This is a genomic window from Nocardia sp. NPDC051030 (assembly GCF_040683015.1).
In the GTDB taxonomy this organism is placed as follows: Bacteria; Actinomycetota; Actinomycetes; order Mycobacteriales; family Mycobacteriaceae; genus Nocardia.
In genome coordinates, this window is record NZ_JBFBCD010000004.1 from 690,111 (window position 1) to 705,413 (window position 15,303).

Sequence of the window (15,303 nt, forward strand, 5' to 3'; positions counted from 1 at the left end):
TGCCCGGTCGGGATGGGCTCCCACTACGCCGGCTCGAGCCTCGAGCCGGAAGGCACCAGCACCGTCTCCTTGGTCACCACCGCACCCCTCATCATCAGAATCGGATTACTGTCGGGCCGGACCCTGATGAACTGCACCGGATGGTTGTCCCGAACGATCAAGTAGAACCGATCCGAAGCCCGATCGGACATCGGCGATGTCGGCGGCAGATGCCAGAGTTCGACGCGGGCATGGACCTCGCGCTGAGCACCGATTTCCCCGGGAGTGCCGACAACGCCGTGCTTTGACTTGGCGTCAGGGATTGCGGGCGGCGTCATCGAATCTGCCTGTAGCCAGGGCGGTTTCGCGGTGGCGGGTCGGGAAGCCGGGGCCCAGGTGGGCGGACATGTCTCGGTGGTGGAGGGGTTCTCGGCAGTGGGCGCAGACTACTTCGGCGTGGGTGTCGTGAGCGCAGGTGTTGTGGTGCAGGACTATTGGGGGGCCTTCGGGGGCCAGCCAGCGGTCGCCCCACGCCATCATGGCGGCGATGACGGGGAAGAAGTCTCTGCCCTTGTCTGTGAGGTGGTATTCGTGGCGGGGTGGGCGGTCCTGGTAGGGGACGCGTTGCAGGAGACCTTCTTCGGTGAGGCGGGTCAGGCGTTGGGTCAGGACATTGCGGCTCAGGCCGAGGGTGCGCTCGAACTCGTCGAAACGCCTTGCGCCGTAGTAGGCCTCGCGGAGCACCAGGGGCGTCCACCAGTCGCCGATCAGGTCGACCGTGCGGGCGACCGTGCACGGCCAGTCGGCGAATGTGGTGCGTTTCATGCGCTTACGGTATCCAGGCGGGCGGGCACGTATTTATGCCACGGGGTGCCTACCCATTCGTCGCGGGAGTCGAATTCGGTGAGTTCATTGGGGGCGACGCCGGTGGTGACGGTGCTGCCGTCCGGATCGGTGACCGAGAGGCCGAAGCCATTCGGGAGGGACAGGTGGCCGGGGCGCATGCGATCGGTGGGTTCGACCGGAACCTCGGTGCTGCCGCGGCGGGTGGTGACGCGGACCAGGTCGCCCATGCTCAGACCCAGGCGTTCGGCGTCGGTGCTGCTCATGCGCAGGGTGCCTGAGCTATCGCGTTTGCGCCAATTCGGGTCGCGGACGATGGTATTCGCGGTGAAAGCGCGGCGCTCCCCCGCCGACAGCACGTACGGCCACTCGCTGGGATCGCCTTCCGGCTCGGGCAGGGTCGCCACGACGTCCAGTAGATCGGCGAGATTCAGCCGCAGCTTGTCATAACGCATCCGGCTCCACGTCACCTCGTAGTCGTCCTCGGTGATCACAATGCCGTGCGCACCGGTCAGGATGGCATCGAACAGCCGCTCTCCAGCCTCCAAACCCGTTCCATAACCCGCCCGTTCGACGCTCTGCGGGAATTTGCGTACGCAGTTGTAGGCCGCCGCCCACAACAGTGCGGCCGCGGCAGCACCGTCGGGCAGGGTTTCGCCCAATGTCCGATACAGCAGCACGGGAACAAGTTTCGACTTGCTCGGGTCGGCGAGAATGCCGAGGAAGGCCATGGCGAACGCCTCGCGCCCCTCGGCGAGCGCGGCCCGCAGGGGTGCATAGTCGGCATCGCTGAGAACTCCTGCGGCCTCCACCAGGCGGGCATGGATCTCCGGCTCGGACAGCACGCCCTCGGGCGCGGGCAGCACGGGATGGCGCAGGTGGAAGATATTGCGGGGGAAGTCGAAATTGAAGAACGTAGCCTCGTACTTCTCGAACTGAGTGGGCACCGGCAGCACATAGTCGGCCAGTCGCGCGGTCTCGGTCATGGCCACATCGACAACCACCACCAGTTCCAGAGCTTCCAGCGCCTCCCGCATGCGCGCCGAATCCGCCAGGGAGTGCACCGGATTGCTGCTTTCGATGAACATCGCCCGATAGCGGCCCGGATGATCGGTGAGGATCTCCTCGGTGATCACATTGGCGGGCACCAGCCCACTGATGATCGGCGCACCGGCCACCGGACTCTTGGGCCCCTCCCCCGCCGGATGCCCGCGATCGTGCCCGAGCGCGGCCAAACCGGTGAACGCGTACTGGGTGCCCGGCTTGCCGAGATTCCCGGTCAGCAACCACACCAGCTTCTCCACATAACTGACCACGGTGGAGTACCGATTCATCTGCACGCCAAGATCTTCGAGCGCGGCCACGGATTCCGCGTCAGCCAGTCGCCTGGTCGCCGCCGTCACCAGCTCCACATCGACATCGGCTATCGCGCAGTACTTCTCGATCGGCACCGCCCGAAGCACGGCAACCACCTCGTCGACGCCCTCGGCATGTTCCGCCAGCCACTCCTCGTCGATCAGGTTGTCGCGCACCAGAATCGCCGCCATCGCCGACAGCAGATATACATCCGTCCCCGGCCGCAATTGCAGATGGAAGTCCGCAAGCTCCGCGGTCTCGGTCCGCACCGGATCCAGCACGATCATCGACCGCCCCGGATCGCGCGCAATCTCCTTCAAAACCGTTCGCGCACGCGGAAACCCATGCGACTGATACGGATTCTTACCGATGAAGAACGCCACCTCGGCATGCTCGACATCGGCGCGCACCGGATACCCGAACATCCGCGCCCCTACCCAGAAGTCCCCCGTCTTCTCCTGAGCCAACGCACTGGACCGGTACCGCATCCCGAACGCCGCCATGGTCGCCGGGGCATAAGCCCCACCCAGATGATTCCCCTGCCCCCCACCCCCGTAATAAAAGATCGACTCCCCGCCATACCGATGCCCGATCTCCTGCATCCGCGCAGTGATCTCGGAAATCGCAGTCTCCCAATCGATTTCCTCGAACTCACCATCGTCCCGCCGCCGCAGCGGCGCGGTCACCCGCCCGGTGCGTCCATTCTGATAGTGGTCCAGCCGCAGCGCCTTATTGCAGGTGTACCCCGCCGACGCAGGATGCAGCTTGTCCCCGCGAATCTTCTCGAAGGACCGCCCATCCGGGCCAAGCAGCACCTGAATGCCGCAGTTGCACTCACACAGGATGCAGGCCGTGGGCCGCCAGTCCGTCATAGGAGCAGCGTAGACGGGTTAGTTCACTAGCGCTACTAACCTCGACACGCTGCGGCGGAGTCGTCGGCGTGCCGAATCCGGTCCGAAATACCTGCTTCACTACCGCCATGGACAGCCCCGACGTAAGCGGCCCCACCAAAAAGCCCTGGTTGTTGCCCTCGCTGGAGTCGCCGAGCCAAATACTCGGCCACCTGGGACCCAACTGGTTCGCGCCCGTCATGGGAACCGGAATCGTGGCCACAGCGGCAGCAACCCTGCCGGTACAGATCCCCGGACAAGAGGTCTTCGCCCGGGTGGTCTGGCTGATCGCCTCGGCATTGCTAGCGATCGTGCTGCTGGCGTCAGCCGCCCATTGGATCCGCCATCCGGCCCAGGCCCGCGCGTACAACCCGCAAATGGCGCATTTCTACGGTGCCGCACCGATGGCATTGCTCACCGTCGGCGCGGGCGCAAACTTGGTAGGAAAGTCCCTGATCGGAGAGCCAGCCGCAGTAGCCCTCGACTGGACCCTATGGACCGCAGGCACGATCGGCGGCCTGTTCACCGCCCTGACCATCCCCTATCTGATGTTCACCCGCCACTCCGTCGAACCCGATGGCGCTTTCGGCGGTTGGCTCATGCCGGTCGTGCCCCCAATGGTTTCCGCCGCCACCGGTGCGCTGCTCATCCCGCACGTGCCACCCGGATCGGGGCGCGCAACGCTGCTCTACGGCTGCTACGCGATGTTCGGCCTATCCCTGTTCGCATCAATCATCATCATCACGATGGTCTGGAGCCGCCTCGCCCATTTCGGCAGTTCCGGCACAGCCCGAGTCCCCACCCTCTGGATAGTCCTCGGCCCTCTCGGCCAATCCATCACCGCCGCAGGCTTACTCGGCGCCAACGCCACCCTCGCAGTCGCACCGGAAGTCGCCACCGGAATGCGGGTATTCGCAATCCTTTTCGGAGTTCCGATCTGGGGCTTCGCAGTGCTGTGGATTGCCCTCGCGACCGCACTGACCGTGCGTACCGCTCGGCGCGGGATGCCTTTCGCACTGACGTGGTGGAGCCTGACCTTCCCAGTGGGCACATTCGTCACCGGCACAACGCAGTTGGCAGTGCACACCGACCTACCCGCATTTCGTGTCGCCGCGGTAATCGCTTTCATGGGCCTACTGGCAACCTGGTGCCTGGTCGCCACCCAAACCGCCACGGGCAGCCTCCGAGGCCACCTATTCCTCCCACCCACAACAGCGCCGATCAAGTCCCACAAATCCTGACCCTGGGCACCCTGCCCACATCGGCGGGCAGGGCGCTGGGTCGGGTCAGTAAGCGAGCCGAAACCATCCAGGACGCCTCGCATCTCATCCCGGGTTGAGAGCACCGCTACAGCAGCGCCCCGCCTGTCGCGTCGAGGAGTTGGCCCGTGACCCAGCCCGCGTCGGTGGAGACCAGGAACGCGACCACGCCCGCGACATCGGTCGGGACGCCGACGCGGGCCAGCGGCGAGCGGGCGGCGGTGGCGGCGCGGGCCTCGTCGTTCGATCGCAACCATGCGGCGTTGAGGTCGGTGTCGATCGCGCCGGGGTTGACCGCGTTGACGGTTATCCCGCGCGGGCCGAGCTCCTTGGCCAGTGCGGAGGTGAACACGTCGATGGCCGCCTTCGTCATCGCGTAGGTGGTGAGTTGCGGGTCGGGTTTGCCGAGGGTGTAGCTGGTGGAGACGTTGACGATGCGGCCGCCGGAGCGCAGGCGGTCCAAGCCGAGTTGGGTGATGAAGAACGGTGCGGTGGTGTTGACAGCGAAGAGGCGGGCGAACGCGTCCGGGGTGGTGTCGGCGACTCCCCCGAGCTCCGCGATGCCCGCGTTGTTGATCAGGATGTCCAGTCCGTCGGCGTGGGAGTCGAAGGCCGTCCAGAGTGCTTCGGCGTCACCGTCGACGCCGAGTTCGGCTTGAACGGCGAAGGCCGAACCTCCCGCCCGCTCGATCGCGGCGATGGTCTGCTTGGCGGCGTCCGCGCCGGTGTTGTAGTGCACGCCGACGCGCGCGCCGTCCTGCGCCAAGCGTTCGGCTACGGCCCTGCCGATACCCCTGCTACCCCCGGTTACCAGTGCGGTCTTGCCTGTCAGTGCGGCCATGACGCCACCTCCATCTTTTTACAGCGATCGTTGCAGAAACAGACGTTATCAGAATATGCAGCGATCGCTGTAAAATAATCTTGTGGAGAAACCTCAGCGCGGCCGACCGCGGAAGTTCGACCGGGATACGGCCTTGGACCAGGCGGTCCGGCTGTTCTGGTCCAAGGGGTATGAGGCGACCTCCATCAGCGACCTGACCGACGCGCTGGGCATCGGCGTCCGCAGCCTGTACACCGCGTTCGGCGACAAACAGGCACTGTTCGACGAGGTGATCGAGGCATACAGCCTCAACTACGGCGGATGGATCGCCCGCGCGCTGGCCGAGGAACCCACCGCGAAGCAGGCCATCGGCCGGATACTGCACGAGGCCGCCACCGAGCACACCCGGCCGGGGCGACCACGCGGATGCATGCTGTTGTGCGCGGCGGACAACACCAACAGCGCCGAGGTGGCCGCACGGCTTCGCCAACTCCGCGATGGCGACGTCGCGGTCTACGAACAGCGCATCAAAGCCGATATCGACTCGGGCACACTGCCTTCCGGAACCGATGCGGCCGCGCTGGCCCGATACACCACCGCGATGCTGCAGGGCATCTCCCAGTCCGCGCGCGACGGCGCGAGCCGAAAGGAACTCGAACGGATAGCGACGCTGGCGATCCAATGCTGGCCTTGATGTTTCGACAGTGACCTGCGTCACGCAATGTCACGGAAATGGGGGCTCAGGGTGTCTTCAGGCTCGAACCTCGAGCAAGGAGAACATCATGAACATCGCACTGTGGATCGTCACCGGACTGCTGGCTGTCGTCGCGCTCGTCAGCGGCAATATCAAAATGTTCACGCCGAAGCCCAAACTGGCCCAAGCCCCGGGCGGGCAGTGGACAGCCACCGCCGGTGCCGGTGTCATCAAAACCCTTGGGGCTCTGGAGGTTCTGGCCGCGATCGGATTGATTCTGCCCGCCGTGCTCGATATCGCGCCCGTCATGGTCGCCGTCACCGCCGTGTGCTGGTCGATCCTGATGATCGGCGCGATGATCACCCACATCCGCGACGGCGAATACAAGGTGATCACTGCGAATGTCATCTATCTGGCGATGGCGGCATTCGTGGTGTGGGGCCGGTTCGTGCTCGAACCGTTCGTTGCCTGACCCTGTAGCCTTGCCGGGCATTTGCGGCAAGGCATGAGGAGCGGAATGAGCAGCGCAACGGCCGACTCGGCGACCGACACATTCGTCGCCTACCGCAATCTGCTGTTCACCGTCGCCTACGAGATGCTCGGCTCGGCTGCCGACGCCGAAGACGTGCTGCAGGAGACCTGGGTGCGGTGGGCGCAGGTCGATATGGACCAGGTGCAGGATCATCGCGCCTACCTGGTCCGGATCACCACTCGACAGGCATTGAACCGGCTTCGAACCATGAAGCGCCGCAAGGAATCCTATGTCGGCCCCTGGCTTCCGGAACCACTGCTCACCGCACCCGATGTGGCCGAAGACATCGAGCTTGCCGAAAGTATGTCGATGGCGCTGATGCTCGTGCTGGAGACGCTGTCGCCGACCGAGCGTGCGGTGTTCGTGCTCCGCGAAGTCTTCGACGTCAGTTACGAAGAGATCGCTGCCGCGGTCGACAAGACACCGGTGACGGTTCGCCAGATCGCCCACCGCGCGCGTCAGCATGTCGAGGCCCGACGCCCGCGCTCGGTCGTTTCCCCCGGCCAGGCGCGAGCGGCCCTGGAATCGTTTCAGATGGCGCTGGAAACCGGTGACCCGCAAGGGCTTCTGAACGTGCTCGCCCCGAATGTCGTGCTTCTCACCGACGGCGGCGGCATCAAGACCGCGGCACGGGTGCCGATCATCGGCATCGAGCGCGTGCTGCGGAACCTGCTGGTCGGCTTCGGCAAGATCGGTGCCACGCTCAGCACCGAACCCACCGTTGTCAACGGCAACCCGGCCCTCGTCCTGCGCTGGGACGGCGAAGTCGGCATCATGACCTTCCGAATGGACGACACCCGCATCACGGGGCTCTATTTCGTCCGCAACCCGGAAAAGCTGACCCACATCGACTCGCCAACGGCACTCAGCGTGCGGTGAGTAGACCGCCCTAGTAGTAGCGGGACAGGATTCGAACCTGCGACCCCGAGGTTCTGAGCCCGGTCAGGCCGTGAGGAATCCCAGCAGCAAAGCTGTGGTTTCCTCCGGTGCCTCCTCGGGCAGAAAGTGCCCGCAGGGTAATTGCCGGCCGGTGACGGCCTGGCACCATGGCCGCCACGTCTCCAGCGGATCTGTTGTGCCATCGGCGATTCCGCCGGACTCTCCCCATAGGATCAGCGTGGGGCAGGCGATTTTCCGGTTGTCCCGGTCTGTTTCATCGTGCTGTCGATCCAGCGTGGCCGCGGCCCGATACTCCTCACAGATGGCGTGCACCGTGCGCGGATCATGGAACTGGGCCTGGTAGGCCGCGCGCAGGTCAGGGGGAAACACCCCGGGAGTGCTCGACCACGAGTCGAGCATGTGATCGACCAGGGTGTCCGGCGAAGCCGAAATCAACTGCTCCGGAACGGGTTCCGGCGCGGCCAGGAACGACCAGACCCAGAATCCGCCGGGATCCGCCCGAAACACCTCGGCGGTGGGAATGATGTCCAGCACCGCCAATCGAGTGACGACGCCGGGGTGATCGAGCGCCATCCGATAGGCACACCGCGCTCCCCGATCGTGCCCGGCCACCGCGAACCGCCGATGTCCCAGCGCCGCCATCACCTCCACTTGCTCCGCGGCGATCGCCCGCATGCTGTACGGGTCATGGTCGGGCGTACTCGGCGGAGTTCCGCTGTCACCGAATCCGCGCAAATCGGTCGCGACCACGGTGAACCGCTCCGCCAGCCGCGGCGCGACCCGATGCCACATCAGATGGGTCTCCGGAATCCCGTGTAGCAACAGAACCGGCGGTCCAGTTCCTTTGGTACGGCCGTGAATCGTGGTGCCCGACGTTCGAATATCGAAGGTCTCGAAATCCGTCATCAACGCAAACTCGCCTCCAAGCGTGTGAGTTCAGCGGGTGCCCCCTCCCGCAGTTCACGACTCACACCAGTGTGCCTCGCCCCGGCCGGAAATCTGGTTTCGCTCATCGGGGTCGGGTCGTTAATCTTGGTAAGTATTACGCCTCGGACGGAAACGTATGCGCGGCAATCGGGGTGGGGATGAGTACCGTGGGAGCGGTGAGAGGCGGACTTCGGTGTTGCTTGGAGTGTGGGCGATATGAGTCGTGACCGCAGGTCTCTGGCTGACAAAATCGACGCGCTGTTCGCGGAGCGCTGGCCTGCCGGGAGTCGTGCGGCAACCGTGGAGGTGGCGGCCTTCGTCTCTCGAGTGACGGGCCGGGATATCGACCGGCAGTACATCTATCGAATCCGTGCCGGCAAGGTCCGCAAGGTCGATGGCGCGGTACTCGAGGCGATCGCACAATTCTTCGGCAAGCCCTTGGGGTATTTCTCCGCCACCAGCGATGACGAAGTCGCGGCGGTACTTCGAGAGTCCCGGCTGCAGCTGGCTGGCTTACGTACGATGGGCGATCTGACGCCCGAGGCGCACACGGAGTTGCGTGGGCTCTTGGACATTGCGCGTCAGGTGCTGAACGACGAGGTGGGACCGGAGAGATAGATGCGTACGCGGCGTTACCGTATGAACGATCTTGCAGTGCGGATTGTGCCTACGCCGTACACGATGACAGGCCTTGTGGATCGAGCCGGACAAGTCCTGGGCATGCGACTGATCGTGCTCCCGAAGGTGCGACGCGGGACTCCGCTGACCGGAATGGTTGTGCGCGAAGGAGATTGCGGGGTCATCCTGGTACCCGACGATGCGACCGAAGAGTTCCAGGTCCACATTCTGGCGCATGAACTATGGCATCTGCTGCAGGGCCACAACTGCACGCAGAAGAAACTGCTCGGCTATCGTGCAACCATGAAAGCGCGTCTCCAGGAAGCTTTGTGCGAACGTTTCGCGCGCAAGGTCGGGCTGGAGATCAAACGACAGCAGGCCGGAACGTCCGTGCCGATGCCCGGGGTGGCGCGAGGCTTGGCGGAAGCGTTCGGCACGGTGTAACGGGCAACAGAGATCGAGATTCGGGATCACAGAGCAAGTGGGCGAGACAATTGCGGGGGTGTCCTGGCTCGGTTTCCTGGTCGGGATGGTCGTGTTCGGGCGCGGGATGTGGCGGGGCGTGAAGACCCAGCAGCTGCTCGGGATCGGAATTGCCTTCTACGCCCTCGCCATGCGGCAGTTCGCGCGGTTGGGAGTCTCCGGTGTGCGCGTCCCGATGACCACCGATGAGCGGGTATGGGCGGCAACCTTCGCGGTAGCCGCCGGAACTGCGATGTTGGCATTACTGCTGATCATCATGAAGCAACCGCGGGACTCAGCCAAGACGCACCGACGGCGCGTGATCGGGCTGTGCGTATCGGCAGTCTCGAGTACGGTGGTGCTTCGCGCAGTTTCCTGGCTTCCGGGCCCGGAGCTGTTGCCCAGCAACGACTTTCTCAACGCCTACGGCGCTGACCTTCGCGTCGTGATCTATGAGCTGATCTTCGCCGCGTGGCTGGGACTACCGCTGGGGGCTCTGGGGCTGTTCGTGTTTCGCTTTCAGCGTGGGATCACGCGCTGGGCGACGTTTGCGGGCTGTGTACTCGGTGTCGGTTGGGCGGGGTGGAAGGTGGCCGGGACAGCGGTCCGATACTTCACCGGCGAGGTCATCCCATTGGAATCACCGGTCAGCGTCGCCACCGGGTTGACGGCGCTGACATTGCTGGTCAGCGGTCTGCTCAGTGGACAGATCAGTGGTGCGTTGCGGCGAGCCCGCGAAACCCGGGAGTACACGCTGGCTCGCCGCGCCGATGACGAACGTCACGCTACCCCGGCACCGGATTCCGCGAACTCACCTGCGGCGTAAGCAGTCTGGATCTGACGCTTGTAGATCTTGCCGCTGTCGTCACGGGGAAGCGCCTCGACGATGCGAATATGGGTTGGCACCTTGTAGTTGGCCAGCTCAGACGACAACGCCTCGCGCACTGCGGATTCGGTGAGGTCCGTGCCGGGACGCAGCTGGATGTGCGCGGCCACCACCTCCCCCAGATCGCCGGTGTCGGGGATACCGAACACCGCAACGTCCTCCACACCCTCGAGGGCGATGAGGGCGTTCTCGATCTCGGCCGGATAGATGTTGACCCCGCCCCGGATCACGACTTCGGTGTCACGACCGGTCAGGAACAGATAGCCGTCACCATCGAGGTAGCCCAGGTCCCCGACCCACAGCATGCCCGGTACCGGTGAGGAGGGCGCACCGAGGTTGAGGTATTCGAAGCTGGGCCAGTAGTCCGCGCCCCGCACATACACGCGCCCGATCTCCCCGGCGGGCAACGGGTTTCCGTGCTCGTCGGCGATCGTCACCGCTGACCCGTCGGCAGGCTGCCCGACACTTCCCGGGTGGGCGAGCCATTCATTGGCGCCGATCCAGGTGATCGTGCCCGCTTCACTGCACCCGTAGAACTCCCACAGCGCCTCGCCGAACAGGTCGATGGCGGCCCGCTTGAGCGCTGGCGGGCATGGAGCGGCGGAATGGATGACATGGGTCAGGCTCGACAGATCGTAGGTCGCGCGTTCCTCGGCGGGCACGCTCAGGATGCGAGAGATCATGGTGGGCACGATCTTCACCTGCTGAATACGGTGCTTGTCGACCAGCTGCAGGAACCTGCGCGCATCCCATTTGGGCATGATCACGATGTCGGCGCCGATGCGCAGCCCGAGCACTGCCAGCGCGTTCGGGCTGGTGTGATACAGCGGCCCGGCCACCAGTATCGGTACACCGGGGGCCAGACCCGCACGTTGCACGTTGGCCCCGGCCATGGTGAGCAACTGCTGCTGTGCCATCTTCTCGCGCGCAATACCTTTGGGTTTGCCGGTAGTGCCCGAGGTGTAGATAACACCCATGCTGTCGGCGATTGCCCCTTCGATATGACCGACAGGGTCGGGGTGCGCGACGATCAGCTCTTCGAGCAGTTCATGACGGCCGGTGGGCTCGGCCAGCCGCTGATCCCACCCGCCTTCGGCGAGCAGCTCGGCCGACATGGCGATCTCGATGATTCGGGCGTCACTGGCGACGAGTTCGCGGGCAGCCTCGACCACGGGCACGAATTCGGTGTGCGCGAAGATCATTCGCACGTTCGCGTCGGCGAGTACGTGCGCCACCTCGGGGGCGGCCCAGCGCGTATTGATCGGCAGCGGGTTCGCACCGGTGGAGGCGATACCGACCGAGGTCTCGAGGAACTCGATGTCGTTGCGGGCCATGATCACACACTTGTCACCGCGCCCGATACCGGCCGCCAGAATCGCCGATCCGAGCTGTCCCGCACGCGCGAGCGCATCGGACTGGGTGCGGTGGCGGCTACCGCAAGTCAGGGTGGGCGTCTTCTGCGAAGCATCGGTCATGAGGCCCAGTCTGCCATTGGCACGATCATTTGTGAGCGCCAGACCGGCACTCGGAGAACAGGACCAGTTCCTAGCAACCGTGAACTTTCCCCACCTTCCATCTTATGATTTACTTCCCTGACGATCAGAAATGATCGCGAAACAGAGTGGGGTGCAATAAGACCAATAGGCGTGGGGCGGTGGGGAATCGGGCCAGAAGGAGGGGAGTGGCCCGGTTCTCCACCCCGACTCCGGACATGGGGGCGGGCCTCGGCAAAGGGGGGGAGTCAGCCGAGGCCCGCGATGGTCGACCCGGGGGGGATGGGCCGACGGTAATGATCTTACGCGCCAAGGACTTACCCCGCGACACCACACCCGGCGAGCGGTCGGCTGGGGTCCGGGCTGGGATTGCTCGAGCATCACCCAAAGCCGCTCTCGTGTGATCTGCGGTGTTCCGTTGTCTCACAAGGGTTTCGTTGCCGGAGGTTTATGGACACGGTCCATGCGAGGGTTGTCGTACCAGCCCGTTAAGTTGTTGCGTGAGTGTGTTGCAACATATTGGGGGGGACTATGACTCACGCGATTCCGATCGAATCCGTCGAGGATGTCTGGGAGGTGCCCGCCGGATGGCCGGTAGTCCCCGGCCGTGGGTGCGGACCTCAGGCGGCGTTGGATCCCGATGCGATGGCGGGGTCAGCCGAACAATGCGCGGACGCGGTGGTGGCCGCACGGATCTCCGAGATTCGTCAAGTGCTGGACGGCGTTGAATGTGCGGAGCTCGGCGATGCCGGTAGGGCAGCACTGGAAGACTCGGCGTCTGCAACCCCACTCGGTGCGGCTGTGCTTGCGCAGACCGTGGCGCTCACCGGCCACTGGTCTGAGACACACGCCGCTGTCGCCGACGCCTGGGTCAGTACTTACGGCGCAGTCTTCGCTGCCGAGGCCGCTGTGCAGTTGGCCAGTTTGGGTAGTAGTTGGCACGGGCAAGCGCGGACGTTTGTCCCGTGCAGGCGTCGTCCGGACGACATCAGCGGTTCGGTGTACCCCTCGATACTGTTCCGGATGCGGCAGCATCTTGCAGTGCTACCCGACGACACCTATCGCACGGTGGCGGTCCGGCTCGGAGAGCTGCGTGGTCCGAACGTGCACCCGGTCACCCGAATCGCGACATCGGTGCTGGCGCCCACCGAGCAACATTGGGTCGACAAGGACATACGCGACGCGAGGAAGCAGCCCGCCAATCTGAACAACCTGCACCGCTTACTGTTGATGTCGATCTCCACACGCGAGCAATTCACCGCGTTGGTTGAAAAAGCGGGCTCGCCGAGACTAGGGACCTCCATCGACCGTGCCCCGTTCTATACGGGCGTCGCTCGACTCGGTGCCGACGCGGCCGCCGTGGTGGATCAGCTCCTCAGCAATGACACGCAGGGTTGGTATCGGGAGTTCGCCGAAATATTGGCACACCTCCCCTCCGACGAAGCATTTTCTCTGCTGTTGGCCCGCCTGGACCTACCTCGCATTTCGCCACAGGTACTTGCATCGATGGCCCGTTTTCCGCGGCGCGCGATGAGGGTACTTGCCGGGTGGGAACGACCCTCCCTCGTTGTGCGCGATCTCCGTGACCGCTACGCCCGCACGCGCCCTGATCTCGCGACCGAATTCGGAGTTCTTCTTTCCCCGCGTGCTTGGGCAGATCTCGATATTCTTCCCGAATCGCTGCGGACGCCACTTCATCAGCGTCGAGTTGCCCGTGCCCGGCCCGCTGTCGCCACCTCTTCCTTTGGGCACCAACCCATCTCGCTCGACTGGCTGCCCGGCGAAAAGGCCCGGTGGGCTACGCACCTGGATCGGCGGCGGTCCGTCAGCCGGGTCGACAGTGCGAACGCCTCGGATTTCCTGCTCACGTTCGGTCCGAAGGTCGGCGATATCGACCCGGAAATCCTGATGCCGTTCGTCGGAACTCAGGTGACGACGTGGATGATCGGCTGGCTCAACGGCAAGAAACACCGCATCGCTGCTCGCCGTTGGTTCGATCGGCATATCGCCACGGCCTCACCGGATCTGGTCGCCGCGGTCCTCGATGTGCCCGGCAAATCCAGGACCGCCGCCGACAAGGCGGTGCGCACGTTGGCCGATCGGCACCGAGACACGCTTCTGGCGACCGCGGCGATCCTGGTACCCGACGCCGTCGAGACCGTCACCGCGATAGTGGACAGCTGGACTCCGCCGAAAGACCTTCCCGCGCTGCCGGACTGGCTCATGCTTGCGGGTTTGCCACCGATCGTGTTGCGCGAGAGCGGTTTCGTGGTTCCCGATGCGGCAGTCCACACGCTGGTCACCATGCTCGCGTTGAGCGAGTCCCACGGTAAGCATCCGGGTATCGCACAACTCGCCGCGGTCGCCGAACCGGGCTCGCTGGCGGGCTTCGCCTGGGGGCTGTTCGAGGCGTGGCGGTTCTCCGGCCTGATCGACGGCGGCATATGGGTGATGCAGGCGCTGGCGCTCTTCGGTGATGACGAGACCGCCTGGCGACTGGAACCGATTATCCGGTCTTGGGATTACGGCGCGGGTTCACCGGCGGAAGCCGCCCTGCGGGTGCTGGTCGCCATCGACAGCGATGCTTCCCTCACGGTGCTGCATCGGATCTCTCAGCAAGCCAAGGCGAAGGCGTTCAAAAAGCACGCGTCTGTAGCTGTGCGCCAGATTGCGGATGCACGCGGCCTCACCGACGAAGAATTCGCCGACCGTTTGGTGCCGGACTTCGGCTTGCGCGAAACCGGAGCGATGCTCGTCGATTACGGCACTCGCGCATTTCTCGTCCGAATCGACCATCGACTCTGCCCGCTCGTGTTCGACGCGGTGCTCGATGACCGCGGCGGGTGGGCCGCGGCGGGCAGCCGCAAGCTGCTTCCCCGGCCAACGGCCAAGGACGATCAGGACAAGGCTGTCCCTGCCTACCAGGATCACACCGCTTTCAAGGAGATCTTGAAAACGACAGTCGCGGCCCAGACGAAGCGGCTCGAACAGGCGATGGTTTCGGGGCGGCGCTGGTCCAGTGCGGAGTTTCAGCGGTTGTTCGTCGAGCATCCGGTGATGCAACACTTGGCCCGCAGGCTCGTCTGGGTGATCGTCGACGAGGCCGGTGCGGTCACCGGGTCCTTCCGGATCGCCGAAGACGGCAGCCGCGCGGACATCAATGACGAGGTCGTGGAGGCCGGTGACACGCTCGTCGGGGTTGCGCATCCCGTCCAACTGGGCCGGTCGACACGTGAGTGGGCGCGGCTGTTCGCCGACTACGAGGTACTCGCACCCTTCCAGCAGTTGGAACGCCCCTGGTGGACGGCTGATTCACCGGGCTTCGCCGAGGCGCTCGACCGCCTCGCCGGCCGGACCGTGCGCACCGGCACGGTGTTGGGCCTCGAGCGATTCGATTGGCGGTGGCAGGAAACCGGCGGGGGTGTCGTGACCCGCTTGACGCGCACGCTCGGAGACAACGTCCGTGCCGAGATCACGATCGAGCCCGGACTCTGGTTGGGCGCGCTCCACGATGACGAGAAGCAGACCATTACTCGAGCCACCCTCTATGGAGCGACCCTGTCCGAACTCGACCCGATCGCTGCCTCGGAATTGATCCGTGAGCTACAGCTCATGAGTTGAGCTGTAGCCAGGCGTCGGGCGCC

General features: G+C 64.7%; 14 protein-coding genes. 8 read left to right on the forward strand and 6 right to left on the reverse strand.

Going from position 1 to position 15,303, the window contains the following annotated elements:
* Window positions 1-23: 23 nt before the first annotated feature.
* From AB0N05_RS16820 to AB0N05_RS16830, 3 genes are read right to left on the reverse strand one after another with little or no spacing between them, the layout of a single operon-like run.
* Complete coding sequence (locus tag AB0N05_RS16820; protein WP_364694684.1) at window positions 24-317, reverse strand: hypothetical protein; 294 nt, start codon at window positions 315-317, stop codon at window positions 24-26.
* Window positions 295-804 carry a helix-turn-helix domain-containing protein gene (locus AB0N05_RS16825; RefSeq protein WP_364694086.1) on the reverse strand — a complete coding sequence of 170 codons (510 nt, stop codon included), beginning with the start codon at window positions 802-804 and terminating at the stop codon, window positions 295-297. The genes AB0N05_RS16820 and AB0N05_RS16825 overlap by 23 nt, the downstream gene beginning before the upstream one ends.
* Complete coding sequence (locus tag AB0N05_RS16830; protein WP_364694089.1) at window positions 801-3,050, reverse strand: molybdopterin-dependent oxidoreductase; 2,250 nt, start codon at window positions 3,048-3,050, stop codon at window positions 801-803. The genes AB0N05_RS16825 and AB0N05_RS16830 overlap by 4 nt, the downstream gene beginning before the upstream one ends.
* A gap of 107 nt (window positions 3,051-3,157) precedes the next feature.
* On the opposite strand from AB0N05_RS16830, the gene AB0N05_RS16835 reads away from it, so the two are divergent.
* A complete protein-coding gene (locus AB0N05_RS16835) occupies window positions 3,158-4,309 on the forward strand; it encodes a TDT family transporter (RefSeq protein WP_364694092.1) in 1,152 nt (383 codons plus the stop codon).
* A 106-nt stretch (window positions 4,310-4,415) separates the two neighbouring features.
* Here AB0N05_RS16835 and AB0N05_RS16840 read toward each other — a convergent pair whose 3' ends face one another.
* Entirely contained in the window at window positions 4,416-5,168 is a 753-nt protein-coding gene (locus AB0N05_RS16840; protein ID WP_364694095.1) for an SDR family oxidoreductase, read from the reverse strand.
* 82 nt (window positions 5,169-5,250) lie between these two features.
* Between AB0N05_RS16840 and AB0N05_RS16845 the strand changes: the two genes are divergently transcribed.
* From AB0N05_RS16845 to AB0N05_RS16855, 3 genes are all read left to right on the forward strand, one after another.
* Window positions 5,251-5,841: a TetR/AcrR family transcriptional regulator gene (locus AB0N05_RS16845; RefSeq protein ID WP_364694098.1), complete on the forward strand. Its 591-nt coding sequence runs from the start codon at window positions 5,251-5,253 to the stop codon at window positions 5,839-5,841.
* 88 nt (window positions 5,842-5,929) lie between these two features.
* Window positions 5,930-6,313: a DoxX family protein gene (locus tag AB0N05_RS16850; protein ID WP_364694101.1), complete on the forward strand. Its 384-nt coding sequence runs from the start codon at window positions 5,930-5,932 to the stop codon at window positions 6,311-6,313.
* Between the two features lie 45 nt (window positions 6,314-6,358).
* A complete protein-coding gene (locus AB0N05_RS16855) occupies window positions 6,359-7,252 on the forward strand; it encodes an RNA polymerase sigma-70 factor (protein ID WP_364694104.1) in 894 nt (297 codons plus the stop codon).
* A 63-nt stretch (window positions 7,253-7,315) separates the two neighbouring features.
* Here AB0N05_RS16855 and AB0N05_RS16860 read toward each other — a convergent pair whose 3' ends face one another.
* Window positions 7,316-8,179, reverse strand: coding sequence for an alpha/beta hydrolase (locus AB0N05_RS16860; RefSeq protein ID WP_364694107.1), 864 nt, complete (start codon window positions 8,177-8,179; stop codon window positions 7,316-7,318).
* 237 nt (window positions 8,180-8,416) lie between these two features.
* On the opposite strand from AB0N05_RS16860, the gene AB0N05_RS16865 reads away from it, so the two are divergent.
* From AB0N05_RS16865 to AB0N05_RS16875, 3 genes are all read left to right on the forward strand, one after another.
* Window positions 8,417-8,818, forward strand: coding sequence for a hypothetical protein (locus AB0N05_RS16865; protein ID WP_364694109.1), 402 nt, complete (start codon window positions 8,417-8,419; stop codon window positions 8,816-8,818).
* 102 nt (window positions 8,819-8,920) lie between these two features.
* A complete protein-coding gene (locus AB0N05_RS16870) occupies window positions 8,921-9,262 on the forward strand; it encodes a hypothetical protein (protein WP_364694112.1) in 342 nt (113 codons plus the stop codon).
* 58 nt (window positions 9,263-9,320) lie between these two features.
* The gene (locus tag AB0N05_RS16875; protein WP_364694115.1) at window positions 9,321-10,106 is read left to right on the forward strand and encodes a hypothetical protein; all 786 of its coding nucleotides are present in this window, start codon (window positions 9,321-9,323) and stop codon (window positions 10,104-10,106) included.
* Here AB0N05_RS16875 and AB0N05_RS16880 read toward each other — a convergent pair.
* Window positions 10,061-11,641: an AMP-binding protein gene (locus AB0N05_RS16880; protein ID WP_364694118.1), complete on the reverse strand. Its 1,581-nt coding sequence runs from the start codon at window positions 11,639-11,641 to the stop codon at window positions 10,061-10,063. The genes AB0N05_RS16875 and AB0N05_RS16880 overlap by 46 nt on opposite strands.
* Before the next feature lie 549 nt (window positions 11,642-12,190).
* On the opposite strand from AB0N05_RS16880, the gene AB0N05_RS16885 reads away from it, so the two are divergent.
* Window positions 12,191-15,280 (forward strand): DUF4132 domain-containing protein, encoded by a 3,090-nt coding sequence (locus AB0N05_RS16885; RefSeq protein ID WP_364694121.1) that lies wholly within the window; start codon window positions 12,191-12,193, stop codon window positions 15,278-15,280.
* Window positions 15,281-15,303: the final 23 nt, after the last annotated feature.

Coding starts and splice junctions, on each gene's coding strand:
- AB0N05_RS16820 (WP_364694684.1), bottom strand. CDS start 317: ATGACGCCGCCCGCAATCCCTGACGCCAAGTCAAAGCACGGCGTTGTC.
- AB0N05_RS16825 (WP_364694086.1), bottom strand. CDS start 804: ATGAAACGCACCACATTCGCCGACTGGCCGTGCACGGTCGCCCGCACG.
- AB0N05_RS16830 (WP_364694089.1), bottom strand. CDS start 3,050: ATGACGGACTGGCGGCCCACGGCCTGCATCCTGTGTGAGTGCAACTGC.
- AB0N05_RS16835 (WP_364694092.1), top strand. CDS start 3,158: ATGGACAGCCCCGACGTAAGCGGCCCCACCAAAAAGCCCTGGTTGTTG.
- AB0N05_RS16840 (WP_364694095.1), bottom strand. CDS start 5,168: ATGGCCGCACTGACAGGCAAGACCGCACTGGTAACCGGGGGTAGCAGG.
- AB0N05_RS16850 (WP_364694101.1), top strand. CDS start 5,930: ATGAACATCGCACTGTGGATCGTCACCGGACTGCTGGCTGTCGTCGCG.
- AB0N05_RS16855 (WP_364694104.1), top strand. CDS start 6,359: ATGAGCAGCGCAACGGCCGACTCGGCGACCGACACATTCGTCGCCTAC.
- AB0N05_RS16860 (WP_364694107.1), bottom strand. CDS start 8,179: ATGACGGATTTCGAGACCTTCGATATTCGAACGTCGGGCACCACGATT.
- AB0N05_RS16865 (WP_364694109.1), top strand. CDS start 8,417: ATGAGTCGTGACCGCAGGTCTCTGGCTGACAAAATCGACGCGCTGTTC.
- AB0N05_RS16870 (WP_364694112.1), top strand. CDS start 8,921: ATGCGACTGATCGTGCTCCCGAAGGTGCGACGCGGGACTCCGCTGACC.
- AB0N05_RS16880 (WP_364694118.1), bottom strand. CDS start 11,641: ATGACCGATGCTTCGCAGAAGACGCCCACCCTGACTTGCGGTAGCCGC.
- AB0N05_RS16885 (WP_364694121.1), top strand. CDS start 12,191: ATGACTCACGCGATTCCGATCGAATCCGTCGAGGATGTCTGGGAGGTG.